Here is a 25,863-nt window from a genome sequence, read left to right on the forward strand (position 1 = left end):
CCTGCAACGCATCTCCGGCAACGTGAACCTGCGCGGCGCCATGGCCGCCGGACTGCACATGGTAGGCCCGGCCGCTCCTTGAGCGATCTACTCCGACGTGGCTGGTGCTCGAACAGCCGGGATCCCGCAGTTCCTCGACGTCGGTTCCGGTTACCGCACCGCACCCGACGTGCACGAAGCCCTCCCCCGCGCCATCAGCCCGGACAGCAGGGTGCTGTATGTGGACAACGATCCGGTGGTCGTCGCCCACGCCCGCGCCCTGCTGACCAGCCCCACCGCGACGCCATCGGCTACCTGCAGGCAGACCTGCGCAACCCGGCAGCGATCCTGGACAGCCCCACAGGCACGCGCCACTGCCACCCGCAGAACACCCTGGATTTCCGGTAGGGTCACCCACCGTTCACATACCGCTCCTACGTTTCCGGCGCAACGACAAACCGAAGGAGCACCGCCATGTCCGAACTGCTCGCCGCGATCGCGGTTGAGGTGGTCAGCGCCCTGCTGATCTCGCTCATCGTCGCCGCGTTCCGCCGCCTCGTGAGCCGCCCGGCCTAACCGGGCAAGCCCGTCGCCGGTCTGTGGGTAGATCCCGCACCGTCGGGGTAGCCGCTTCCTTTCGGGCCGACTCCGGTGGAGGTGCTCATCCCATGGCGACCACAGCAACGAGAAATGACAGCCGTCCTGTCAGCGGCCCCTCAGCGCAAGCCCGGCGCCGCAGCCCGGCGAAGAAGGCCGCCCCCACAACGGCGGCCGAGCCGCAGCCGACGCAGGTGAAGGAAGTCCCGCCCGCCAGTGAGGCCGCACGGCCCGAGGCCGGGTCCGACCTGGTGACCTGGCAGGACGTCCCGATGCCGCACGTCAAGGTGCCGGTCGTCCACGTGGCCGGTCCGGCGGCGCGGTCGGTCCTCACGAATGTCAGGTGGACGACGCGTACCCTCGTGTCCGCCGTACCGGAGCCCAAGTCACTGCTGTACTACGGCGGTGTCGGCGCGCTGGCCGCGCTCGGCATGCTGGAATGGCCGGTCGCCGTAGCGGCCGCGGCCGGTGTCTGGGTGGCGACCCACACCGGTCGGCGCGCCGAGTCGCAAGGCCCCGCTGAGGCGCCGGAGGGCGAGCGGCGGGCGACAGCCGGTCCGGCCACTGCCACGGCACGGTGACGGCGACCCCGAGGAACCGGGCGCACCGCGGCCGGCGGAGAGCTTGGGCCCGGGACGGCTTCGCCCACATCGAGGTGTACGGCTCCCGGGAGCACCTGATCAGCGACGAGCACGGCAAGCTGCTCGAGAAGGCCCTTGAAACGCTGCACGGCGTGGACTGGGCCGCGTGGAACGCGGCCCTCGGTCGCCTGCTGATCAGCTACGACGAGGACACGCTCGAGTTCGACGACCTCGTCGAAGCGGTCGCGGCGGCCGAGTCCGACCACGTCCCCGCTGAGGGGGCGGCCGGGCCGACCTACCTCGACGCGGAGACCCGCCACCTGGTGACGCTCGTCGTCGACCTGCTCGGTGCCGCCGGAGCGTTCGTGGCACAGGGCCTGCGACTGCCCGCGGCGCCGCGTGAGCTGGCCGCCATCGTCGCGCTGGTCGACCACATACCGGGGTTGCGCGCCCGGCTGCATCGGGCCATCGGCCGCCACTGGGCCGATCTGACGGTCTCCACGGCGACCGCGGCGATCGACACCATCGGCCAGGCGGGGCTGTCCATGCTCGCGGACGCTGTCTTGCGGGTCGTCCTGCTGCGGGAGATAGCCGCACAGCGGGACACGTGGCAGCGCAGGGGGGCCGAGCTGCCTCGGGAGGCCGGCGCGAGCCGTGCCGGCGGCCTGGACGGCGCCCGGCCGGCGGCGTTGCCAGAAGGGTCGATCGAGCAGTACGCGCGCCGGATCAGCGCGCTGACGCTGCTCGTGTCCGGCGGGGTCGCGCTGCTGCCCAGCGGCGTCCGGCGCGCGGCCCGGGCGCTTGCGGCCGGTTCGCCGGTTCCCGTGTACGCCGGCCGGGAGGCGTATGCGGCCGAGCTCGGCCGTCTCCTGGCCCGCCGCGACGTGCTCGTCCGCGACCCGGCCGCGCTGCGCCGGCTGGACCGGGTCGACACGGTGGTGATCGACGCCCGGGTGCTGACCGGGGAGCGCCACTTGATCAGTCACGTGGTGCCAGTGCACGGCACGGTCGAGGTCGCCTGGGAGGCCGCGAGACGGCTCGTCGACGGCCACCACGGCGCGTTACCGACGAGCGAGGACGCCGGCGGCTGGGCGGTCACCGAACCGCAGCGCCTGGACACACCGATCCCGGAGTCTGTCCTCGACGACGCGCGCTCAGCCGACGGCGTCAGGGGGAAGGTGTACGCACTGACCCGCGACCGGCAGCCCGTGGCGCTCGTATTGGTGGAGCCCGCGCTGGATCCGTTGACCATGGCCGTGATCGCGGCCGGGCGCCGGTCCGGGCGGGTGCTGCTCGCCGGGGCGTCGGCCGAGGTTCGTCGCCGGGTGCCGGCGGACGGCACCGTAGCGGGGGGATCCCGGCTGGCGGAGTCGATCCGCGCGCTGCAGCGCGACGGCCATGTCATCATGCTCGTCGCCGAGCGCAACGACATCGCGCTGGCCGCGGCGGACTGCGGTTTCGGCGTACTGCGGGAGGATCGCCGCCCGCCGTGGGGCGCCCACCTGATGGGCGGGCCCGGCCTGGAGCCGGCCTGGCTGCTGCTCGAAGCGGCGACGGTGGCCAAGGCGGTGAGCAAGCGGAGCATCCTGGTGGCGTCGCAGGGTTCGCTGGCCGGCGCGCTGCTCGGGATCGCCGACCCGGCGCCGCGGGGCGCGCGCCGCGGAGCGGTGGCCCTCGGTATCGCGCTGGCGGCCAACGTCCTCAGCGGTGTGTGGTCGGCGCGTGGCCTGGGCCGCCGCCCGGTGCCGGTACCCGCTACCGACGTCGCCTGGCACGCGCTGCCCGTCGAGGAGGTCATGCGGATCCTGGACACGTCGCCGGAGGGCATTGGCGAGGAGGCCGGCGAACAGCGCCGACGTGCCGAGACCCCAGGCGCCGAGACGCCGGCAGCGCCGGGGTTGCTCGGCACCGTCGTGGCCGAACTGGACACGCCCTTGACGCTGCCGCTCGCTGCCGGTGCGGGCGCCTCCGCCATGATCGGGGCGAAGAGCGACGCGGCGCTGGTCGTCGCCGTCATCCTGGCCAACGCGCTGCTCTCGGGCGTCCAGGACGTGGCCGCCCGGCGGGCCCTGAGCCGGCTGCTGAGTGCGGCGACGCCGCGGGTCCGGTTGCGCCGGGCCGGCGTCGAGCGTGTCGGCGGCATCGACGAGCTCGTGCCGGGGGATGTCATCCTGCTGGAGCCCGGAGACGTGGTACCGGCGGACTGCCGCCTGATCGGCACCTCGGGCCTCGAGATGGACGAGTCCTCGCTGACGGGTGAGTCCGTGCCGGTCGCCAAGAGCGTCGCCGCCACCCGTGCCGCCGCCGTCGCCGAGCGCACCAGCATGGTGTACGCAGGGACGACGGTCGCCGCCGGGTCGGCTACGTGCATCGTGGTGGCGACGGGTGAGCGGACGGAGGCCGGTCGCGGCGCGCAGATGGCGCTGCAGGAACCTCCGAAGAGCGGCGTGCAGCAGCGGCTGCGCGAGCTGACCAAGGCGTCGGTGCCGGCGGCGGGTGCCGCGGCGGTGGCGCTGCTCACCACCGGCCTGCTCCGGGGGCGGCTGGCCGAGTCGATCAACAGTTCGGTCGCGCTCGCGGTCGCCGCGATCCCCGAGGGGCTGCCGTTCATCGCCACCGCGGCCGAGCTCAGCGCCAGCCGCCGGCTGTCCGAACGCAACATCCTGGTCCGGGATCCCCGGTCGATGGAGGCGCTCGGCCGGATCGACGTGATCTGTTTCGACAAGACCGGCACCCTGACCGAGGGACGCATCGCGTTGCGGACCCTCTCCGACGGTCGCGTGCAGGTACCGACCGAGCGGCTCACCCCGCTGCACCAGCTGATCCTCGCGGCCGCGCTGCGAGCGAGCCCGGTGCCCAACGGGCAGGAGGTGTTGCCGCACCCCACCGACCAGGCGGTCGTGGTCGGCGCCGCGGCGGCGGGCGTCGGCACCGACGTGAATGCTGAGGACTGGCAGCCCGTCCGCGAGCTTCCCTTCGAGCCGACGCGCGGATTTCACGCCGTTCTCGGCACGGCACGCAAGGGCCAGGTGATCAGCGTCAAGGGCGCGCCGGAGATCACGCTGCCGCGCTGCGTAACCTGGCGCCTCGACGGGACCGCCCGGCCGCTGACGCCGGCCGACCGGCAGGAGATCGAGGCGGAGGTCGACCGTATGGCCCGGCAGGGGCTGCGGGTGCTCGCGATCGCGGAGCGGGCGGCGTCGGCGCGGCGCCGCCTCGACGACGAACGCGTCGACAACCTGGAGTTCCTCGGCCTCCTGGGGCTGGCCGACCCGCCGCGCGCCACTGCCGCCGAGGCGGTCGACCGGCTGCGGCGCGCCGGCATCAAGGTAGTCATGCTGACCGGCGACCATCCCAGCACGGCGGCGGCGATCGCCGCCGAGCTCGACCTGCTGGACGGCGGGACGGTGGCGACCGGGCCGGAGCTCGACAACGCCGACGACGCGACGGTCGACGCGCTGGTGGCCAAGGCGTCGGTCTTCGCGCGGGTGAGCCCCGGGCACAAGGTCGCGGTGGTCCGCGCGTTGCGCCGCGCCGGGTGCGCCGTCGCGGTCACCGGCGACGGCGCCAACGACGCGCCCGCCATCAGGCTCGCGGACGTCGGCATCGCGCTGGGCGAGCAGGCCACGGCCGCCGCCCGCCAGTCGGCGGACATGATCGTGCTGGACGGCCGCATCGAGACGATCGCCGACGGGGTGGTCGAGGGCCGCGCCATGTGGGCGTCGGTACGTGAGTCGCTTGCCCTGCTCCTCGGCGGCAACCTGGGCGAGATCCTGTTCACCGTCGGCAGCTCCGTGGTCTCCGCGACACCAGCGCTGAACCCGCGGCAGATCCTGTTCGTCAACCTCATGACGGACCTGCTGCCCGCGATCACGGTCGCCGCGCGGCCGCCGCGGCACGTCAGCTCGGAGCAGCTCGCCCGCGAAGGACCGGAGGCCTCGCTCGGCGCGGCGCTGACCGGTGACGTGATCCGCCGCGCCGTCGCGACCTCGGCGGCCACCGGCGGGGCCTGGCTGACGGCCAAGGCCACCGGGACGGCCGGGCGGGCCAGTACCGTGGCACTCGCCTCCCTCGTCGGCGCGCAGCTGGGCCAGACCGCGCTGCTCTCCGGCGGTGACCGGGGAGTCCTCGGTGCGGCGGGCGCCTCCGCGGCGGCGCTCGTCGGCGTCGTGCAGACCCCTGGCCTGAGCCAGTTCTTCGGCTGCCGGCCGCTGGGGCCCGTCGCCTGGGGCATTGTCCTCGCGGCGACGGCCGCGGGCACGACGATGGGAGCGTTGCGGCTGCCGCGCCGGCTGCCGGGGCACAGTCCCTAGCATCACCCGGACTGCGTGGGCCGCTCGTGCGCCGTCCGCGGGACGGTCGCCCGCACCAGGTCGGCGGCGGGGACCGGGGCGAGGTCCACGACCAGACCTAGATGGCGAACTCGTCAGCCGACATCGGTGAGCCGGCGGGTGCCTCCTCGACGGCCGGTGTCGCCAAGGTCGAGATCAGCCACACGTCAACGAGCACGTTCTTGGCGGGTTTCGCCGATGCCATGCTGCGACTCGCATTTTCTTCTGCACGCGTTAGCGTCATCGCATGGGCGTACAGCTCCGAAACAGACAGGGTGGCCGGCGGGTCGACCTCGTGCTCGGACTCCTGCTGCTAGCCGGGGTCGTGACCGGCCTCGGCGCGAACACCGTCGGCGTCGACTGGCCGCTCGACCTCATCCAACTGCACGCCGCCGGCGCTCTGGCCATTGTGCTGCTCGCCCCGTGGAAGTACGTCGTGATCCGTCGTGGACTGCGGCGACCCGGACGGCGCCCCGCCGTGAAGTGGCTGTCGATCGCGCTCGCGGTCCTCGTCCTCACCACCATCGCCAGCGGGCTGATCCACTCAATCGGCCGCCTCGAACACGTCGGCCCGTTGACGCTCATGCAGATCCACGTCGGTGCGGCGGTGACCGCACTCGCCGTCCTCGCCGCCCACTTCGGTACGCACGTCGTACGGCCGCGCCGCGCAGACGTCGACCGCCGGGCAGTGCTCCGGCTCGCCGTCCTCGGCGCGGGCGCCGCGGCCGCCACCGCCGTCTGGGACGAAGGACCCGGCGACGGCCGGCGGTTCAGCGGGTCCGTGCCCAGGCCCGAGCTGCTCGTGACGGCCTGGCTCGACGACCGTGTCCAGCGCATCGACCCAGCACAGTGGACGATGCGGGTCGGCACGGCCACATTCGACCTCGCCGCCGTACACGACCTTCCGCACGAGCGGTTCACGGCCGTGCTCGACTGCACCAGCGGCTGGTACAGCGAACAACAGTGGGACGGCGTGCGACTCAGCGTCCTGCTCGCCGCGGCGGGGGTGCCCGACAACGGCTGGCGCACCGTCGAGGCCCGCTCAGCAACCGGCTACAGCCGCTGGTTCGGCGCCGCGACGCTCACCAACGTCTGGCTGGTAACCGCCGTGGCCGACCGGCCATTGTCATACGGCCACGGTTTCCCGGCCCGCATCGTCGCACCCGGCCGCCGCGGCTTCTGGTGGGTCAAATGGGTCACGTCCATCCAGCCGTCAAGACGACCGCCATGGGCCCAGCCGGTGTTCCCACTCACCTGAGCCGGCCGCCCGGACCGTGGTTCTGCAGAGCGACAACAAGAGCCGACACATCCATCCACTGCGTGGCCACCGCCGACCTTGAGTTTTATGCCGATTACCGGCCCGTCGGGATCCGCTGCTGAGCGGCCCGGTGCCCGGCGACAACCGGGCACCGGGCCGTGACTCAGCCGGCCGGGCGGATCTCCACCGCGGCCAGTTCCCAGCGGTCCGTGCTCGGTGCCGAGGTGCCCACCGTCACCACCGTGCCGGCGGTGGGGACGGCAGCGGTGTTCTGCACCCAGGACGTGTCACCGACGCGCTTGTCCAGGTTCTGCACGGCCATTCGCTGACCGGGCAGGACCGTGCGCGGCGCGGCCCGGCTCCAGTCGTGGCCCACGGCCCAGACCTGCGCGCCGGCCGCGGTGGTGGTCAGGGTCGCCGCGGCCGCCCCGGTCGTGGCCCCCCGTGCGGAGGTGGCCCCGACCGTCTTCGCCGTGCCGGTGTACGCGACCACCGTGATGGCCACGTCGTACCCCGTCGCCTTCATCGTGGCCTGGATCGCGGCCTTCGTCAGGGGAGCGGCGGCGTACGCCTGCCAGACCTCGGCCGCCCCGGTGCCCTTGACGGCGTTGGCGCGGGCCGCGAGCGTCCACGTCAGACCGCCACCGGTCACCTTCTGCACCTGCTGGACGCCGTTGCTCGGGCCGTCCGAGGAGACGTACGCGAGCAGCAACTCGCCGCCCTTGGTGGTCGTCACCGGGGCGGATACGACCTTCTCGGTACAGTACGACACGAGGGTGTTCACCATGGTGTCAACGCCGATGGTGCCGGTGGCCGTGCGCGGCGGGACGGTGACGACGGCCTCGCAGCCGGCCGCGTTGCCGGCCAGGTCGGTGCCCTGGTAGGTCAGCGTGTAGACGCGCCCGGTGCTGCCGGTGGCGTCGGCCCGCAACTGCCCGCTGGTGTCGGCCGTGCCCACGTCGAAGCCCTGGATGCCGCTGTCGGAGCCGGGTTCGCTGCTGGTGACCGACTGCAGCTTGAACGTGCCCGGGCCGGAGAACGCGTCGTCGACGGTGACGGTCGCGTCCACGGTGACGAGCCGTCCGTCGGCCGGGGTCAGCTGGCTCGGGCTGACCGAGCAGCCGATCGCCGGGGCCACGGAGTCGACCAGCAGCGAGGCGGCCGGTTTCGATCCGTCGGCGGCCCCGGTGTTCCCGCTCGCCGACGCGTCGGTGGCCAGGCACTGCACCAGGTGCTCGCCGTCGCCGGTGACGGTGACGGTCCGGGTGGCCCGGCCCGAGCCGTCGACGGTCAGGTCACCGAGGACCAGCCCGCCCGCGCCGTCGATGCAGTCGATCGCGCTCACTCCGGAGGCGTCGGACGCGGATACGGTACCGGTCACCGGCGACTGCAACGCGTTGAACACGCCACCCTGGCCCGCCGGCGGGGCCGGGAAGCTGACGGTGACGGTCGGTGGCGTGACGTCGCCGCTGGCCGGTGCCGAGGAGATCGTGGTGATCGCGTCGAGCAGCGCCTGCCCGACACCGCCGGGCGCGTTGCTGTCGAAGGTGCGGCCGCCGGTACCGTTGGCAAGCCTGGTCATGAAGGCGGTGGCGCTCGAGTCGAAGCCGACCAGGATCGGGTAGATCGAGGCGGGGTCGACCGCGTTCGCCGCGTCGATCACCGACTGCGACGTGAGCCCGGAGTGCGCCTCGGGATCGTGCCCGGGCGCGTCGCCCATGACGAGGATGGCCTTGACGACGCCGTCCCGCCAGGGGAAGTTCACCGCGGCCTGAATGCCCGACAGCACGTCCTCGGGGGTGTCACAGCCGCCGCCCACCTTGCCGGGCAGCGTGCCGAGCGCGGCGACGATGTCCGCCCGGGTGCTCGTGAACCGCAGGTCGGTCGAGGCGTCGGTGTCCGGTGGACAGCTCGGGATGGTGGAGTCGACGTCCTTGTAGTCCACCAGGCCGATGCGGTAGTCGGTGATGCGCGAGTTCGGGCCGTGGCCGGACAGCTTGTCCAGCACGGTGTTGGCGTTGGCGACCGCGGACGCGATGTACGGCGACATGCTGCCGGTGGTGTCGATCGCGAAGACCAGGTCCACCTTCTTCAGGTCCTGGGTCAGTGCCAGGGCCATCCGCTGACCCTTCTCGGCGCCGTAGGTGAGGGTCAGGGAGTCGCGGAAATCGGCCCACTGCCGCTTGGTCTCGGCGATCGCCGCCGTGACCGCCTTCTGCTCGTTCTGCTTGCCCGGCACGGAACCGCGCACGGTCAGCGGATCGGTGGCCACGCCGGTCACCGGGTTGATGTCGGTGTTGTCCTTGTTGAGGCACGCGTGGGTGACCCGGCCGGACGTACCCGGACACTTGTCGGAAAGCGCGCCGGAGAAGTACCCGGTGGTCAGGTCGACCGGGATCGACGGCGTCGGCGCCCCGACCTTGAGGTTGAGGATCGGGCTGGGCGCGGCCAGGTTCAGCCCCGGCGGATTGTCGATCCCGATCGGCTTGGCCGGATCGGACTCGTCGGCCCAGTTGCTGTGCGAGTAGAAGTCCTGCGCACCGTGCAACGCGCGGCCGAACCCCTCGATCGCCTCGCATTTCGACCGGCCGGGCACGCTGAACAGGAATGAGCAGGACTTCGTGAGATCGACCTCGGCGATTTTGACATCCCCGTTGACGTCGAGTAGTCCGGCGGCGCCGCCGACGCCCTGGACGAAACGCGCCTGCAGATGATGGACGCATTCGAGCAGGGTGGCCGTGGCCACCGCACGGGTCTGCGTCGCCGGATATCCGGGAACGTTCAGATAGTCCGCGTTGTCGCAGTGCGCGCTGTGATCGTCGAATTCGTCCGCGTCCGGCGTGCCGACCGCGCCGAGAACGTCGCCCTTGCCGGCCAATTGGTCCAGCGAATTCGGCTCGAAACAGGAACCGTCGGACTTCACGCCCGGCGCGCACGCCAGCGCGGCCCGGGTGATCTTCTCATGCTCGGCGCGCTGCAGCTTGGCGCCCGGATAGGAAAGCGTTCCGTTGATCGTGCCGAAGGCGTCGGCCGGAGTCGCCGGCCCGAGCAGCGGCACGCCGAGACCGGCCAATGCCAGTACCAGCAGTGCGGCCACCCAGGACGGGCGCCGGAACGCGCCTGTGCCTGCCCGCACAGGCGGAAAAGCGGACACGAGCCCTCCTCGAAAGAATTTGAGCGACGGTCATGAACGGCTTCATGATTGCGCTCACTGCCGGGAGGAGACAGGGCCGTGCGGATTGAACGGCGGCCCAATCGGCTGGCCGATTCCGCGAATATTCCGGCTCAAGAGTCGCACCGCGCAAAGCGGGCGGAAATGGCGGAAAGACCGGCTGTTCGCCGGATTTATGACCGACATTCATTTGTTGCCGAGTGTTGAGGTTCGTGGGGGACGCGTACGGGTCCGGGCAGGAAATGCGCCAGTCTGGGCAGGGGTCCGGGGGCGCCGCGGACGGCGCCCCCGGACCGCACACCGGGCCATGATCAGCGGCAACGGATCAGGGCACGACCTGCGAGGCCGTCGGGATGTTGTAGCCGCGAACCCGCAGGTACGCGGGCAGGCCACCCAGATCCGCGGTGGCGTACGCCGCGGTGATCTGCCTCGACTCACCCGGGAAGAGGGAGAGGTAGTTGTCGGTGTAGGAGACCGGTACGACTTCGGTTCCGCCGTTGCCGGCGGTCACCTCCGGGCGCAGGAAGAAGGCGATGTTCGTCGGACTGGTGTTGGTGAGCGTGATCGTGACCCTCTCCTGGCCGCCGGCGACCGACCGGGACACGGCCGTGGCGACGCCCGTGTTGCTGGGCAGACTGTTGAGCCCGGTCAGGTTGGCGTAGGTCTTGACGGCGGTGGAGTACCAGTTGCTCTTGTTGCCCAGCGCGTCGGGCGTGGTGGAGTACCAGTAGAGGTTGTCGCTCACGGTCGCGCCGCCGGTGTCCTTGAGCTGGAGGCGGACGAAGTACGTCGGCGTCAGGCCGGTGACGGCCGGCAGCGTCAGCACCGAGGCGGACGCGTTCGCGGGCGCGCTGACCGGGATGCTCGTGGTGTACTTCTGGGCCAGGTCCGGGATGTTGAGGACCGTGGCCGTGGCGGTGAGCCCGGTCCGGGCGGCGAGGGTCGAGTTCACCACGTAGACGTTGCGAGTGAAGTAGTCGTAGGCGATGTGCAGCGACTCGGTCGCTTTCCTGGTGCCGTAGAAGGAACCGCCTGGCTTGAAGTAGTAGTCGTAGAGGTTCCAGTGCAGCGAGGGCCAGGCGTTGTTCTGCATCCACCAGATGCTGCCGAAGGACTGGGTGTACTGGCGGGCGCTCCATGCCTCGAAGAACGATCGGGTGTTCTCGTAGTTCATCACCTCGGACTTCTTCGAGTAGTCCGCGGCGCTCGTCGTGGTGCCGTACCGCTGGCTGAGCGCCTTGCTGTAGACGTCGGTGTTGTCGAAGACGCTGCCGGCCCGGCCGACGTGATAGTTCCAGGTTGCGTTGCCGACCGGCCAGGTCTGGGCCGGGGTCAGGAACCGCGACAGGCTCTCCAGCGGCGGCGGCGCCTCGGTGCCCTCCTCGCCGGTGGCGCCGAACGCGGAGCCCGCCCGGCTCAGGTCCCACCACAGCACCGGCGGCTCCCACTTGTACGGGCCGTCCATCTTCATGCCCGCGTTCGCGTTCGACCACGTCGCCACGTTGTCCACGGTCGGGTTCTGCCAGTGCAGGGCGGCGGCGATGTTCTTGTACGCCGTGAGATGCGCCGCCGTCGGCGGCTGGTCGCTGCCGTAGGCCCACATGAACGCGCCGGCGTGGGCGCGCAGGGCCCGCATCTGGGTGTTCAGCGACGCCTGCGCGACGGTGGTCTGCTCCGCCGTCCAGCCGCTGTCGTTCTCCCACGCGCTGCAGCAGACGAACCCCGGCATGATCATGATGCCGGCCGCGTCGGCCAGGTCGTACAGCTCCCGGTTGCCGAGCGTCCCCTCGAGGCGGATCGTGTTGAGCCCCATGGCCTTCACGTAGTCGACGTGGGTCTTGTTCGTCTTGGTGTTCCATCGTTGCAGCAGGTCCCAGACGTAGCCGCCGCCGCGGAACAGGATCGGCTGGCCGTTGACCTTGTACCCGACGAACGAGGTGCCCTGCACGGTGGTGCGGTAGTCGGTGAACTGGCGGATCCCGAAGCTGATCGTCTTGCTGTCCGAAGGCGCCCCGGCGACGCTCGCCGCCGTCGTGAGCTGGTAGAGCTCGGGGTTGCCGAACTGGTACGGCCACCACAGCAGCGGGTTCGCGACGTGCAGCTGGGGGTAGCCGGCGGGATCGAAGACGACCTCGCGCCGTTCCCCTGCCGCCAGCGTGACGGTCTGGCTGGCGGTGATCGTCGGCTGGCCGGGCTTGCTGATGGTCGCGGTGACGGTCGTGGTGGCCGGCGCGGCGGTGGCGTTGATCGCGTCGGCGTAGACGGTCAGGTCGGCGGCGTTGGTCGCGGGCAGCGGCAGCGCGGTCCGCACATACGGGTCCCGGACGGCGACCGGGCCGGTCGTGTCGAGCAGCGTGCGGCCCCAGATCCCGGCGTTCATGTCGGGAGCCTCGGGGTTCCAGTCGACGGTGCACACCGACAGGTCGTTGCAGCCGTGCCGTGGCGGGGTGACCCGGATCGCGATGGCATTGAGTGCGCCGGGCAGGATGGCGCCGGTGACGTTGTACTCGTGCTCGACGAAGGTGCCGACGGCGTTCGCGTCGAGCTGGGTGCCGTTGAGCCAGACCTGGGCGCGGTAGCTCACGCCCTGCAGTCGCAGCCAGTACACCTGGCCGGACGTCGCGGCCGCGGCCGTGAACTGACCCCGGTACCACCAGTCCTGGCCGGTCAGGTCCGGCACGGACTGCAGGTTCGTGCCGGCGTAGATGTTGGTGTAGACGTTGTTGGCCACCAGCCCGGCCAGGACGGTGGAGGGCAGGGCGACCGGGTTCCACCCGGCGGTCGGGTAGCCGACCTGGGAGATCGTCGCGCCGGTGTCGGCCAGGCCGGTGGCGGTGTGCAGGGCCCAACCCGAGGTCAGCTCGGTGGAGCCGACCGTGGCGGCCGAGGCGCCGCCCGGGCCGAGCGCGCCGACGGTCAGCACGGTGGTTACGGTGAGCAGCAGCGCGGTCAGAGCCCGCAGGTAAGGACGGTTGATTCGGGACAATTCACACCTCCCGAGGCGTACGGAGCCGTGGCGCGTTCGCGTCGCGGCCGCGTCGGCGGTTACGAACCGCTCGGCCAGGTGACCTGGGTCGAGTGGTAGTAGTTGATGCCCATGACGTGCCAGCGCGGCCCCTGTGCGCCGAGGCGGCTCGTGAACGCGGTGGCGTTGTGGGTGCTCCAGGGCGACCAGCCGAGCTCGGCGATCGCGGGCAGGCGCGGGAACGCCATGTACTCGATGTCGGCCGAGGTGACAATGGTTTCGGTCCACAATGGAGCCTCGACGCCGAGCACGGCGGTCTCGCCGACACCGCTGAGGTAGGCGCCCGGGTTCCAGCCGTACGCGGTGTTCACGTCGATGAGGCCGGCCCACTTCTGACCCAGCCTGGTGTTGTTGCGGTACTTCATGTCCAGGTAGGCCTTGTTCGCCGGGGACATGACGACCTTGGTGCCGTTCGCGGCCGCGGCGGCCAGGGGCGCGTTGCTGGTGGTGGTGCCCCAGAACTGGGCGACCGTGGACGGCAGCAGCGTCGTGTTGGCCACGTCGTGCCAGCCCATGACAGTCTTGCCGTGCGCGGCGACGATCGGCTGGACGCGGCCGATGAAGGTGGCGTAGTCCGACGCCGTGGTCGAGGACGCCTCGTCGCCGCCGATGTGCATGTACGGGCCCGGGGTCAGCGCGGCGATCTCCCCGACCACCTGGTCGATGAAGGTGTACGTCAGTTCCAGCGACACGCACAGCGAGCTGAAGCCGACCTGCGTGCCCGTGTAGCGGGCAGGGGCCACGCCGTTGCAGTTGAGCTGGGCATACGAGGCCAGCGCGGCGTTGGTGTGCCCCGGCATGTCGATCTCGGGGACGATCGTGACGTACCGGCCGGCGGCGTAGTTGACGATCGCGGTGTAGTCGGCCTGCGTGTAGTAACCGCCCGGTCCGCCGCCGACCTGCGTACCGCCGCCGTACGCCGCCAGATTGGGCCACGAGTTGATGGCGATGCGCCAGCCCTGGTCGTCGGACAGGTGCAGGTGCAGCATATTGATCTTGTAGAGGGCGATCTGGTCGATGTACCGCTCGACCTGCGCCACGGTGAAGAAGTGCCGCGCGACATCCAGCATCGCGCCGCGGTAGGCGAACCGCGGGTAGTCGATGATCTGCCCGCCCGGCACCGGCCACGGCCCCGCCTGCGCGGTCGTGGCGTCGGCGGTCACCGGCAGCAGCTGGCGCAGGGTCTGCACGCCGCGGAACAGCCCGGCCGGCTGGCTCGCCCGCACGGTGATCGCGCCCGCGGTGATGTCGAGCTGGTAGCCCTCGGCGCCGACGCCGGCCGGCGCGCCGGTGAGCAGCAGGGCGATCCCGTCGGCGGGGGCGGCGACGGTGGTGACGACCGGCAGCGGCAGCCCCGTCGAGACCCGCAGTCGCGCCGCGAACTGGTCGGCGATGGCCGCCGCCGGCGCGGAGCCCGGCGCGGCGTAGACGGTAGTGGCCGAGGTGATGGCGTAGCTGACCCCGGGCGCGGCGGTGGCGGAGACCGGAGCCGGGACCACCGTGGAGAACGCGACCGCGGTGGCCGCGGCGGCGGGGGCTGCGGTGGCGGACACCAGCCCGGCGGTCACGACGAGGCCGGCAAGAGCGGCGGTGAGACGGGTTCGACGGGATGCGGTGGTCATGGCGGTCCCTTCACGGCACGCGCCAGCCTGACGACGGGCTCGCACCAACCATCAGCCATCTACATATCACGATCCCCAGTCACGTCAGGATGGCACGACCCCTTCTGAATGGCAACCTCCTTTACAAATGCGGAGCTGACCCGCGCGCTGCAGCGGGTCCGGAAGGTTACCTCGGACAACCGGACACCCGTCCTCGCGTTGTCGTAGGGCTCGCAGGGAGGGAGCCATGCCCGTAACGCCGCCGGGATCGGGCCGCAGGTTCGCCGCGTCGTGCGCGTTCGTCGTCATTGCTGGGCGGTGGGGAGGTCGGAGACGGTGATGGTCCAGCTGACTCCGTGTGTGGCGAGGAAGTTGAGGAAGCTGGTCGGGTCGTATGCTTGTGCGGGGGCGAGCACGCCCGCCTTGGCGCCGTCCGCGACGAGTCGGCGTGCGGCTTCGACGGCGATCACGGCGGTGATGCCGTAGGTGTCGTGGCCGTGCACGACCCCGCGGGCTGATCGGCCGTCGCGGCCGACGGCGTCGATGAGGTAGGTGAACCGTTGGGTACGTCGGTCCTCCTCGGTGGGCCCTTCGGGCAGACTGTCGATGATCTGCGGAGTGAGCGGGGTGCCCAACCGGGCGCCGAGCGCGGCGCCGACCAGGCTCTCGACATGCCGGACCTGCGTGTGGCGTGGGATCGTGACCACCTCTGCTATTGGGAACTTCATTACTTCGGTCGGTTGCGAGGCGCCGGGAAGAGTGACCGAAGCGTGCCGGGCGGGGGTGCCGGTACGCCAGTCACCGTCGTCGTAGCTGAGGCCGCCCGCCTTGATCACGTCGATCGTCTCGACGACCGAGCGGAGTGATCCGCGGGAACTTCCCCCGCCAACGATGAAGTGGCTGACGGTGATCTCCTCGATCGGCTGGACGCGCTCGGCGAGCAGGCGGGCAATCAGGTCGCCGGGGACGCAGGCGTCGTTCGCGGCGGGGACGACGGTGACCCCGGCGCGTTCCGCGTCGCCGCCGAACGTGTCGAAGACTGTCTTGTGGTAGAGCTGCTCGCCGGCGGTGTCGACGTAGTGACTGCCGGCGGCGATGGCCGCCCGAACCACGGCGTGGCCGGAGCTCGTGAATGGTCCGGCGCAGTTGATGACCGCGTCGCATTCGCGGAAGGCTGCCACCAGGGCGCCATGGTCGTCGGTGTCGGCTACCCGCTGTCCGGCGTCGGCTATCCCCACAGTCGTCGCGGCCCCGCGCAGGCGGGTGGCGTTACGGCCGACGAGCAGTATGTCGATGTTGCGGTGGGCCAGTTCCGCGAGGACCAGTTTTCCCTGGTAGCCGCTTGCGCCGTAGACGGCGATCTTCACGTGGATCTCCTGGTTCGAGCGATAAGTGATGTCGTGCGAGGTGGCTGACCAGCTCGCCTGTGACTCACCGTATGGCGGCGTGGAGAGAGTCCCAATGCGTGCACGTCTCTGGCTAATGCGCGACCGTCTTCGCTGCGGTTCGCGGCGATACGCTGACCGAATGGATGTGCTCTCCGACGCGGTCACCGCCATGCGCACCGGCCAACCGCACTCCGGCCGGGTACGCCGGCCCGCGTCGTTCGGAACGCGGGTCCCACCGGTCGCGGGGGCTGGCTTCCACATCGTCCTGCAGGGATCGTGCTGGCTGTTCCCACCAGACGGCGCACTGATCGCCCTCGGGGTAGGGGATGTGGCATTCCTGCCCCACGGAGCCGCCCACGGCCTCGCCGACAGCCTGTCGACCCCGCTGGTGGACGCCTCCGCGTCACTGGCCGAGACTCCACGCGGTCAAGAGGACACGGAACCAGCAGGTCAGCACCTGACGAACGGCCCGGCCGCTGGACCAGTCATGCTCTGCGGTGCGTACCTGCTGGACCAGTCCCGGGCACATCCGCTGATGAGCGACCTGCCCGAGGTCATCCATCTGCCGGCCCGGGTCGGCCACCACCCGGGGCTACGCGCCGCCGTCGACCTGCTCGGCGGTGAACTGGAGCAGCCACGGCCGGGCGGCGACGCCATGCTGCCCGCCCTGCTGGACGTGCTGCTGCTGCACATCCTGCGCGCCTGGTTCGACGAACAATCCGCCCACGGCGCCGCTAGCGGCTGGGCGTCGGCGCTACGCGACCCGGCAGTCGCGGCGGCACTGCGGGCCATCCACGGTGATCCCGGTCGGCAATGGACCGTCGAGGAGATGGGTGCGCGTGCCGGACTGTCCCGCGCGGCCTTCGCCCGACGGTTCGCTGCACTCGTCGGGCAGCCGCCACTGGCGTACCTCACCTGGTGGCGGATGACCCTCGCCGCCCGGCTCCTGCGCGACAGCGACGCTCCGCTGGCCGCCGTCGCCAGGAAGGTCGGCTACAGCTCCGAGTACGCCTTCGCCCACGCGTTCAAACGCGAGTACGGGTCAGCCCCCGGCGGCTTCCGGCAATCAGCCCCCCGGGCACGTGCGTTGAGTCGCCAATAGGCGGACACCGCGCACCGACGCCAACGCCCTGACATCACAAGTGGTGCTCGGGTGGATACGCAACCCCGTTACACGGCGAGCCCTCCCCCGTCGCTACCTCGCGGCCGAGGCGAGTGGCAGCGTCGGTGAGTGTTGGAGGAGCAGGCCGATGCCTCGCCGCGCCGGTCGCCGACCTCCCGGCACAGCTACAACTCCCGGGTGAGGAAGCCGATGGCAGTGTGGTGCTCGTCGAGGTGGTGGTGGTGGGCGTAGCCGAGCCCGGCCTCGTTGAGCGCCTTCGCGTGTCCGTTGTCGTTGCCGTCGGCCCGGTAGAGCTCACAGGCGAGCTCACAGAGGTACTGCGTCCCGACGTCCCATCCGTCACGCGCGGTCCGCCCGTTCGGTGGTGAACCAGGCGAGCGCGGCGCGTTGATCTTCAAATGGTTCGGCGATGACGTGGTCGGCGGCCGGCAGGGAGGCGAACTGCGGAGGCACGCGCTGCGGCTGGAGCAGCCGATCCGCGCGGAACGCCGTGCGCCGGTAGTACTCGACGTTCCGGCGCTTCACGAGGTCCAGCTCGCCTGCCACGTCGACGGTCTCGGCCAGTTCGGCGGCGTAGGCCCCCAGCAGTTCATGGAACCCGTACCGGCCGGGCGAGGACTGCACGAGCATGTGCGCGGTGGTCAGTTCGGCCAGCAGCGGCCGGACCTGCCGGACCGGCACGCCGAGCAGGCTCGCGGCGGCGGGTACGCCGACATCGGGGCCCGGATGCCCGCCCAGGAGCCGGAACAGCCGCATGGCATCAGGACTGAGCGTCCGATACGACCAGGAGAACGTCGCCCGCACATTGATGCTCCCGTCGGCACCGCTGAACGCGTCGAGGCTGCCGTGTGTCTCACGCAGCTCCTTCGCGGTAGCGGCCAGCGGGAACGCCGGGTTCGTGACGGCTCGGGCCGCCACGATGGCCAGCGCCAGCGGCAGCCCGGCGCACAGGGTGACGATCTGCTCGACCGCTGCCGGCTCCGCCGCGACCCGGTCGGCACCGAGCCGGCGGGCGAGGAAGTCACGGCCCTGTTCGGCGGACAACACGTCCAACGTCAATGACTGGGCGCCTTCGGCCGCGACCAGACCCGGCATCGCGCTACGGCTGGTGACGATCGCCAGGCAGCCACCGGCCCCCGGCAACAGCGGCCGCACCTGCTCGACGTCGCGGGCGTTGTCCAGCAGGACCAGCATCCGGCGCCCGGTCAGCAGGCTACGGTACAGCGCCGCCTGCGCGTCCAGCCCGGTCGGAACACTCTGCGGCGCGACGCCGAGCGCGTCCAGGAAACCGCGCAACGCCTGTTCCGGGCGCATCACGTCCGCCTCGGCCGAGAAGCCACGCAGGTTGACGTACAGCTGTCCGTCGGTGAACTGGTCGGCGACCTGATGCGCCCAATGCACGGCAAGGGTGGTCTTGCCCACCCCCGCCATGCCACCGATCGCGCTGATCACCACCGTCGCCGCCGCCACGTCGCCCGCGTGCAGCGCCAACGCCCGGGCCAGTTCGGTCCGCCGACCGACGAACGTGGCCGGGTCCGCCGGTAACTGGGCCGGACGGGGCCGTTGCACCGGCTCAGGCGGGAGGACAACGGCACCGGATCGTGTCGCGACGCGACGCAGGACTGTCGCGTGCGCCGCAGCCATTTCGGCGCCGGGATCGATACCGAGCTCGTTGGCCAACTGCTCGCGGACCCGCTGGTAGACGGCGAGGGCTTCGGCCTGCTGACCGGCCGCGGCCAGGGCCAGCACGAGCCCGGCCTGCAGCGGCTCGTCGAGCGGGGCGCGCACCGCCGCCTCCTGCAGCGCCGGCAGCAGGCGGAGCACCTGCCCGGCCCGCACCCCGGCGTCGGCGGCGTCCCGCGCCGCGGCCAGGAACTCACGCTCCACCGCCGCGAAGACCGGATGCGCCCGGGCGTCGGCATCGATCCCGGCCACGCACACGCCGCGCCACAGCTCCAGCGCTTCGGCGAACAACCCGGCAGCGCGCCCGGCGTCGGCGTCGGTCGCTTGGCGGGCCTGCTGGCTCAGCGCCCGGAACCGCAGCACGTCAACGGCATCAGGGTCGGCGTCGAGCCGGTACCCGCCCGCCGACCGCACCAGCCACCGGCCCGCCGCCCGCACCGGCAGATCCGGCTCCAGCAGCCGCCGTAGCACACCGACGTGGCGGTGCACCACGTTCACCGCGGTGGTCGGCGGGTCCTCGCCCCACAGCACATCCACGATCTCAGCGAGGCTGACGGGATGTCCCGCACGCACCAGGAGCAACGCCAGCAGGGCCCGCTGCTGCGGCGCACCCAAGTCGATCTCGCCGGCACCACGCCACGCGCGCACCGGCCCCAGCACCGCGAACTGCACCTCACCACGAGACAGCAACCTCACCACCTCGGCACGACTACCGGGCCTGCCGCACTCAGCGCATCGCGCAGGCGGGCGGCCGCTCGGGTGATTGCGGCGCCGGCGGCGACGGTGCCACACCTGTCGCAAGCACGGTAGGACGGTGGAGGGCCCGCCGACTTCCGTCGCGGGCCTGAGTCATCTGCCCGCGGTCCGCGGGTGTCTGGGGGGTGGCTAGCGTCAGATGACTGAAGGTGGCCGCGGCGGGGACTGGCCGCCGTGGTTGGTCAGCGCAGCGGCGAGCTGATTGCGGGAGGTGACGCCGAGCTTCGGGAACATTCGGTACAGGTGTGAGCCGACCGTGCGGTGTGACAGGAACAGGCGCTGGCCTATCTCGCGGTTGGACAACCCCTGCGCGGCCAGCTCAGCGATCTGGGTCTCCTGCGGCGAAAGCAGCTCGCGCGGGTTCGACGTCGGCTGCCACCCACGTTCGCCCGTGGCACGGAGTTCCTGGTCGGCTCGCCGCGCCCAGGTGCGAGCGCCTACGGCGTCGAAGGCGGCCCTCGCCGCCCGCAGCGGTTCACGGGACTCGACGACGCGTCGTTGCCGGCGCAGCCACGAGCCGTAGGCCAGGTCGACACGAGCTCGATGCCAAGGCAGGCGGCAAGCCGCGCCGTCCATGGCGGTCTGAAACTGCGACTCGGCCGATGCGCGGTCTGCCAGCACGGCTCTCGAGTACTCCAGGGCGATGGTCGACCCCGTCGAGGGGGACACACCCGCAATCTGCTCCATGGAGGCCAACACCGACCTCGCCTCGGCACGGCGACCGGTGTGCACGGCGGCATCGGCCAAGAAGCCGAGCATCCACACCTGCTGCACCCGTTGGAATGCGGGGTCGGCGGGCACGAACACGCGGTGAAGCTCGCTGTACGCCTGATCGTGTCGGTTTGCGCCCAGCTCGGCGATGCCACGAGCGAGCTGCACGCCGGCGAGCAGGGACGAGGCGGCATTCGGGGTCCGCAGGGCGACGTGCTCGGCCTCCGAGAGCAGGTCGTGGCGTGTGTCCCAGCCCCTGCCCACCGCGTCGATCAGTGCCACGGCGATGCGTGCGGTGGCGGCCCACAGTGACTGACCCGTCTCGTCCGCGAGCCGCATGGCCTCGTCGGCCGAGCTCGCCACGTCGAAGACCCCGAGGTAGATCTCGGCCCATGACCGTATCGCCAGCGCCTCGGCCAGCAGGCTCATGCGGCCCTGCGCACGCAGCTCTTGGACGGGCGTGGACAGGAAACCCACGGCACGGCGGAAATCACCGGTGCAGAACGCGGCGATGCCCAGCAGGCCCGCCAGATCCGGCCGCCCGCCGGCGTCCGCGGGCCACCGCGCGAGCTGCTCGATGACCATCGACCCCTGCTCATGGGACTCGGAAAGCCCGTAAATGGCCAGCAGCCGCGGGTCGTGGGCCGGCAGGCCAACCTGCTGGGCCGCCTGGACGATCTCGTGCCTCACCGTCTCACCGGGGTCGCGCCACCACACCCTCCGGGCTGCACCGACCAGCAGCTGCATGGCGAGGTCGAAGTCCTGCGCGCTTATGGCGTGTTCTGCCATGTCGACCAGGTGACGTACTTCCGCGGGCTCGCCCGTGGAGCCGTCGTGGAAGACACCCTCGAGCCACGTCAACCTGGACCGATCCCGCGGTCGCAGCGTCATCCCCGTGACCTGCGCTTTGACCTGCTCAACCTGACTGTACCGGCCCAACTGGTAGCCGAGCTCCGCAGCGCTGAGCAGACGGGCGGCTCGTGACTGCGGATCCGGACTCAGCGCGGCCGCCCGCTCAAGCCAGGCGGCGGCAGACGCGACCGCACCGCGGCGTTGGGCGTTGTCGGCCGCCTGCTCCAGCTCGGCCGCGATCTGCTCATCACGTCCTGACACCGAGGAGGCGCGGTGCCACACCGCGCGGTCGGGATGAGTGGCCAGGACGCGCGCGAGCGCCGCGTGCGCCTGCTGGCGTGTGGCCAGCGGCATGGCCCGCCGAAGGGCTGAACCGACCAGCGGGTGGACGATTCTGTACCGGTCGCCGACCACGGTCAGGAGTCCGTGCTCGAACGCGGGCTGGGCCATGGCGCGGTCGAGGGGGGAACCATGGAGGATCTGCGCGGCCGCGAGGACGTCGTTGATGTCATCGCCGTCGTCGACCGCGGCAACCGTCAGGACCGCGCGTACGGCTGGGTCGAGGTGCTCGGCACGCGCGGCGAACGCCCGTTCCAGGCGCGTGGTCATGGGCAGGTCATCTTCAAGCTCGGTCCACGCGTACCGCCCCGACTCCAATGCGGTGGCGAACTCGAGCAGGGCGAGCGGATTGCCACGGGCCTGCTGCAGCACGCGATCGCGCACCGCCGGGGGCAGGTGTGGCGCCCGTGCCTCCAGCAATGCGACCGATGCGGTCTCGTCGATGCCGTGCAACTCCATCCACTCGATCGTGTGGGCGTCGGTGAACGGCAGGGACTCGGGCCGGGACGTGCATAACACGATCACCCGCTCGCTGGTGATCCGGCGGGTGACAAAGGCCAACGCGTCGATCGAAGGCTGGTCCATCCAGTGGACGTCGTCGAGGCACACGAGGACGGGCGCCTGTCTCGCCGAGTCGACGAGCAGCTCCAAGACCGCCAGGAACGTGAAGAATGGGTTGACTTCGATCGAGTCGCTCATGGCGAAGCAGGCGAGAAGGGCGTCACGCTGCATGGCCGGCAGCCGGTCGACGTGAGGCAACAACGGCCGGAGCACCTGGTGAAGGCCGGCGAACGGAAGGTGCGTCTCGGACTGACTGCCGCGCGCGGTGAGGACGGTGAACCCGAGAGACCTCGCATGCTCCACGACCGCCGCCTGCAGCGCGCTCTTGCCCACCCCGGGCTCTCCGAGCAGCCCGATCGCGCGACCCCAGGAGCCGCCCCCGTCCAGGTGTCCGAACAGGGATCGCAGCTCGTCGTCGCGCCCGACGAGACGCTGACCGGCCGTCGCGCTCACAGGGTCGAGCATCCAGTCGCCGGTGCAGCGTGTCCATCCGGCGCCCGGAGTTCCCAGGTCAACCAGGTGACCGAGCGGCAAAGCGGTCCAACCGATGTCATGATCGCGTCCACTTCATGGCGACCTTCACCAGCTTGGTCACTTCGTCGTGCCACTGATCTCGTCGACAGCTACCTCGTCCCCGTTCACCGTTGCGCGCACGCTCCGATACTCCCCGGGCGAACTGGCATTCGGAGCGTACGCCGAGTATCGGACGTACGACGCGCCGGGCCACTCGCGCGCTCGCCGCCCCACAGCGACTGCCATACGGCTCCGCCGTCAGCCGGGAAGCCGGACCGCAGATCCTGGCATCCGCATCCAACGGCTCGCGTGGCCACCACAACGGTCAGAGTCGGTTCATTGACATCAAGCCCGGCGACGCGCGTCCCCTGATCGCCAGATGCAACAGCGCCCCTCGTTAGGTCACCACAACACGCCGACCTAACGAAGTGACCGACAACATCGGCAAATTCAGACTCGACCCGTCTCCTCACGGGCGAAGTTCGGTTCCGCCGCTTCCAGTCGCGGTACCGAGATGCCCAACCGTCGTGCTTCGGCCAGGGTGTCCCGGCAGACCTCACGCGGCTCCTCGGCGTCGGGGTCGGAGTGCGCCGTGAGGCTCACGCGCGCGGGCGCGACATGAACAGTCAGCCAGGCGAGCACGGGTGCCGTCAGCCAGGTGGGCGCCCGGAACAGCAGCACACCGCCCCGGTGCCGTCGCAGGTCGAGGCCGCGCGCCTGGAGGAGCGGCAGCAGTTCGCGGCCGGCCAGCAGCGCCTCGCGCAGGTCGCCCGTTGCCCCGGCCAGTTTGGACAGGGAACCCAGCCGCAGGCCCTGCGAGAACAGGCCGGCATCCGACACGAAATGGACCCACAGCCAGCCGCGGAAGTCAGGCTGCTCCTTGATCCGGAGCCCGGCCTCGCGAAACGCCTGGCGCACGGCCCGTTCCCGGTCGGTCGGGGGCTGGCCGAGGGTGCCGAAGACGACCGACGGCAGCAGTGCCCCGTGGAGCACGCCGTCCGCGCCGAAACCGCCACCGGCCTGGGGAAAGCCCCAGGCGATCTGGTCGAGCGGGAGTGCGCCGATCGCGGCCAGCGGCTCGGTCCAGATGTTGCCGAAGATCAGCACCGTGGCCTGGCCGACACGCGGGGCCAGGAAGGCCGTCGCGCCCGCGAGGCGGTGGTGCGGCACGCTGAGCACGATCAGGTCGAAGTCGTGGTCCGGCTCCAGCGCCTCGCGGTAGCGCACCGGCCACTTCTCGACGACGCGCTGCCCCCACACCCGGCGCCGCGTATCGAACAGGTCGAGGCCCACCGCGTCCCCGTACGTCGCCGCGCGACCCGGTCGGACGTAGAACTCGACGTCATGTCCTGCCTGTTGCAGGGCCCAGCCGTAGACAGTGGCGATCACGCCTCGCCCGAACATCAGGATCTTCACGCTGCACCTCGTGGGGTACGATCGAATTGGAGGTCATCTCCACTTTTCAAAATATGGAGGTCATCTCCATTTGTCAACGCGAGGGAGCGCATGACCGCCGACAAGCCGCTGCGTGCCGACGCCCAACGCAAGCGCGAGGCCCTGCTCGCCAAGGCACGAGAGGTCTTCGACACCGGCGACTTCTTCAACCTGCGCTTCGATGACTTCGCCCGCCTGGCCGGCGTGGGCACCGGCACGCTGTACCGCCACTTCCCCACCAGGGAGGCACTGGCCGAGGCGGTCTACCACGGGGAAGTCGCCGCGCTGTGCGGCCGCGCCCGCCAGCTACAGGACACGCTGCCCGCGGCGGAGGCTTTGGCGACCTTCCTACGCGGCATGGTCGACCACATAGATGCCCACGAGGGTCTGGCCCGGACGCTGGCCACGCTCATGGCCAGCGGCTCGGACACCATGACCGAGGGCAGCCGGGCGCTGGAGCAGGCTGTCACCGACCTGGTGGCCGCCGCCGTGCGGGACGGCACTGTTCGCGACGACGTGAATGCCGGGGCCGTGATGATGGCGCTGCACGGCATCGGTGCGGCCCACGACCGCCCCGACTGGCGGGCCGAAGCCGACGATGTCATCACCCTCGTGCTGGACGGGCTGCGCCGCCCGCTATAACAAGGTGCGACATGAGGTCGTTGGCGGTAGAACCTGGTCCAGACGACCCGCCGCCAGCCAACAACACTGCTGTCACAACGGTCCCCGGGCGCTGCCCGCAATCGACACGGCAAAGCCTCAGCATCCACGGCTACCGGTCGTCGGGCAGCCGAGACGACGAGATGGCCGCGCCTGGAGCGCATCCTACGCAGGCTCCGTGGCGCGCCGTCCCTTTTCCTTCCACCATGCCGTTTCCCTCCACCATGCCGCGTACGTGTCGTCCCATGGGAGAGGGTCCCTTCGCGGACCGTCGGACCGGTACGTCCGCCGGGTGGGGAAGACCGTGACTCCCATTTCCGCCTCGGACTCCCGGGAAGCGAGCCTCACTTCGTCGAAAGAGTCGTCCACCGAGACGATCGGCCGGCCGCTCATGACGACGTGAATGTGGTCGAAGATGCCGTGTTCGAACGAGTCGAATACGGTGATCGTCAAGAAGCAGGCGCCAAGCGGGTTGGGCGGGTCGGGTTTCTCGCGGGCGTCCGCCCACTCCGCAATCGTGTGACCCGCGCCCCATTCGAACTGGGCTACCTCTCCCGGTCGCAAGAGGCGCTCTCTCCGCGCGGTGGTCTCCTCCACGAACTGGGCCTCGTCACCGAGTCGCACCCGTGCGGTGGTCGCGCCTTCGTTGATCAGTACGCCCCGGGTCTGAAACCACATGAGCCCGTTGCGCTCCCCATTTTGTGCGAAGAGCCGCGCTGGTGAGGCCGTTTCGGCCTGCGCCACAGCACGATGGTCAAGCAGTCGCAACTCGTTTCCATTGGGCATCCGATCACGCGTCGCATCGATCAGTGGGGGCCATTGCGGCGCCTCAAACAGCGCGACGACGAGGGGAGCCCGCTCGTCCGTCCTGGCGCGTGCCGCTTCCCGGACCGCCACCGTGGCGGCTTTCAGCATTTCTTGAGCGAGGACGACCTGCTCGTCGGCGGCTTTCGCCTGAGCCGCGTTGATCTCGACCTGTTTCTGCAACTCCGGCAACTGCTTGGCAGCGGTTCGGGCCGCGGCGCGCCCCGAGCGAGCGGCCGAGGCGCCGGCAATCGCCGCGGCGACCGCACCTATGGCTGAGATGATCTGAATCCACCCGGCCAACGTCAAACGATCGATGTTGGCTACCAGCGCATCCCAGAAAGCCCGCACGGCCACGGCCTACCTTCAAGAGAGACTCACCTTTGTGGCCGGGTCCGTGCTGGGCTCGGCCGCTCACCGGTACATGTGAGACCTGCCCAGCTCGGGGAGGTATAAGCGCTTGATGCCGAGGTGACGGCTGCGGCCGCCGCGCCG

The 25,863-nt window shown here is 70.8% G+C and carries 16 protein-coding genes; 6 read left to right on the forward strand and 10 right to left on the reverse strand.

Going from position 1 to position 25,863, the window contains the following annotated elements; genetic code table 11:
• Nucleotides 1-97: 97 nt before the first annotated feature.
• The 3 genes from AB0B76_RS39540 (at nt 98) to AB0B76_RS39550 (ending at nt 5,470) form a co-directional block, all read left to right on the forward strand.
• Nucleotides 98-505, forward strand: coding sequence for an SAM-dependent methyltransferase (locus AB0B76_RS39540; RefSeq protein WP_360385337.1), 408 nt, complete (start codon nt 98-100; stop codon nt 503-505).
• A gap of 265 nt (nt 506-770) precedes the next feature.
• Nucleotides 771-1,157 (forward strand): hypothetical protein, encoded by a 387-nt coding sequence (locus AB0B76_RS39545; RefSeq protein WP_360385339.1) that lies wholly within the window; start codon nt 771-773, stop codon nt 1,155-1,157.
• Nucleotides 1,154-5,470 carry an HAD-IC family P-type ATPase gene (locus AB0B76_RS39550; RefSeq protein ID WP_360385341.1) on the forward strand — a complete coding sequence of 1,439 codons (4,317 nt, stop codon included), beginning with the start codon at nt 1,154-1,156 and terminating at the stop codon, nt 5,468-5,470. The genes AB0B76_RS39545 and AB0B76_RS39550 overlap by 4 nt, the downstream gene beginning before the upstream one ends.
• 97 nt (nt 5,471-5,567) lie before the next feature.
• On the opposite strand, the gene AB0B76_RS39555 is transcribed toward AB0B76_RS39550, so the two are convergent.
• On the reverse strand, nt 5,568-5,693 hold the full coding sequence (locus AB0B76_RS39555) for a hypothetical protein (protein ID WP_360385343.1): 126 nt from the start codon (nt 5,691-5,693) through the stop codon (nt 5,568-5,570).
• Between the two features lie 42 nt (nt 5,694-5,735).
• Here AB0B76_RS39555 and AB0B76_RS39560 point away from each other — a divergent pair, with 42 nt between their 5' ends.
• A complete protein-coding gene (locus tag AB0B76_RS39560; RefSeq protein ID WP_360385345.1) occupies nt 5,736-6,746 on the forward strand; it encodes a molybdopterin-dependent oxidoreductase in 1,011 nt (336 codons plus the stop codon).
• Between the two features lie 163 nt (nt 6,747-6,909).
• On the opposite strand, the gene AB0B76_RS39565 is transcribed toward AB0B76_RS39560, so the two are convergent.
• The 4 genes from AB0B76_RS39565 to AB0B76_RS39580 all read right to left on the reverse strand — a co-directional run bounded on the left by AB0B76_RS39565 (nt 6,910) and on the right by AB0B76_RS39580 (nt 15,911).
• The gene (locus AB0B76_RS39565; protein WP_360385347.1) at nt 6,910-9,882 is read right to left on the reverse strand and encodes a vWA domain-containing protein; all 2,973 of its coding nucleotides are present in this window, start codon (nt 9,880-9,882) and stop codon (nt 6,910-6,912) included.
• Nucleotides 9,883-10,243: 361 nt separating this feature from the next.
• The gene (locus AB0B76_RS39570; protein ID WP_360385349.1) at nt 10,244-12,904 is read right to left on the reverse strand and encodes a hypothetical protein; all 2,661 of its coding nucleotides are present in this window, start codon (nt 12,902-12,904) and stop codon (nt 10,244-10,246) included.
• A gap of 59 nt (nt 12,905-12,963) precedes the next feature.
• A complete protein-coding gene (locus AB0B76_RS39575) occupies nt 12,964-14,565 on the reverse strand; it encodes a family 20 glycosylhydrolase (RefSeq protein ID WP_360385351.1) in 1,602 nt (533 codons plus the stop codon).
• A gap of 284 nt (nt 14,566-14,849) precedes the next feature.
• On the reverse strand, nt 14,850-15,911 hold the full coding sequence (locus AB0B76_RS39580) for a saccharopine dehydrogenase NADP-binding domain-containing protein (RefSeq protein WP_360385353.1): 1,062 nt from the start codon (nt 15,909-15,911) through the stop codon (nt 14,850-14,852).
• A gap of 160 nt (nt 15,912-16,071) precedes the next feature.
• Here AB0B76_RS39580 and AB0B76_RS39585 point away from each other — a divergent pair, with 160 nt between their 5' ends.
• On the forward strand, nt 16,072-17,034 hold the full coding sequence (locus AB0B76_RS39585; protein WP_360385355.1) for an AraC family transcriptional regulator: 963 nt from the start codon (nt 16,072-16,074) through the stop codon (nt 17,032-17,034).
• Between the two features lie 185 nt (nt 17,035-17,219).
• Here the strand turns inward: AB0B76_RS39585 and AB0B76_RS39590 are convergent, their stop codons facing one another.
• From AB0B76_RS39590 to AB0B76_RS39605, 4 genes are all read right to left on the reverse strand, one after another.
• Entirely contained in the window at nt 17,220-17,453 is a 234-nt protein-coding gene (locus AB0B76_RS39590) for a hypothetical protein (protein ID WP_360385357.1), read from the reverse strand.
• On the reverse strand, nt 17,395-19,428 hold the full coding sequence (locus AB0B76_RS39595) for a BTAD domain-containing putative transcriptional regulator (RefSeq protein WP_360385359.1): 2,034 nt from the start codon (nt 19,426-19,428) through the stop codon (nt 17,395-17,397). Before AB0B76_RS39595 ends, AB0B76_RS39590 begins: the two co-directional genes overlap by 59 nt.
• A gap of 201 nt (nt 19,429-19,629) precedes the next feature.
• The gene (locus tag AB0B76_RS39600) at nt 19,630-22,410 is read right to left on the reverse strand and encodes an AAA family ATPase (RefSeq protein WP_360385361.1); all 2,781 of its coding nucleotides are present in this window, start codon (nt 22,408-22,410) and stop codon (nt 19,630-19,632) included.
• Between the two features lie 510 nt (nt 22,411-22,920).
• Entirely contained in the window at nt 22,921-23,886 is a 966-nt protein-coding gene (locus AB0B76_RS39605; protein WP_360385363.1) for a 2-dehydropantoate 2-reductase N-terminal domain-containing protein, read from the reverse strand.
• A gap of 90 nt (nt 23,887-23,976) precedes the next feature.
• On the opposite strand from AB0B76_RS39605, the gene AB0B76_RS39610 reads away from it, so the two are divergent.
• Complete coding sequence (locus tag AB0B76_RS39610) at nt 23,977-24,546, forward strand: TetR/AcrR family transcriptional regulator (RefSeq protein WP_360385365.1); 570 nt, start codon at nt 23,977-23,979, stop codon at nt 24,544-24,546.
• 183 nt (nt 24,547-24,729) lie between these two features.
• Here AB0B76_RS39610 and AB0B76_RS39615 read toward each other — a convergent pair whose 3' ends face one another.
• Nucleotides 24,730-25,725 carry a hypothetical protein gene (locus tag AB0B76_RS39615; protein ID WP_360385367.1) on the reverse strand — a complete coding sequence of 332 codons (996 nt, stop codon included), beginning with the start codon at nt 25,723-25,725 and terminating at the stop codon, nt 24,730-24,732.
• Nucleotides 25,726-25,863 lie beyond the last annotated feature (138 nt).

This window comes from Dactylosporangium sp. NPDC049140, from assembly GCF_040648435.1.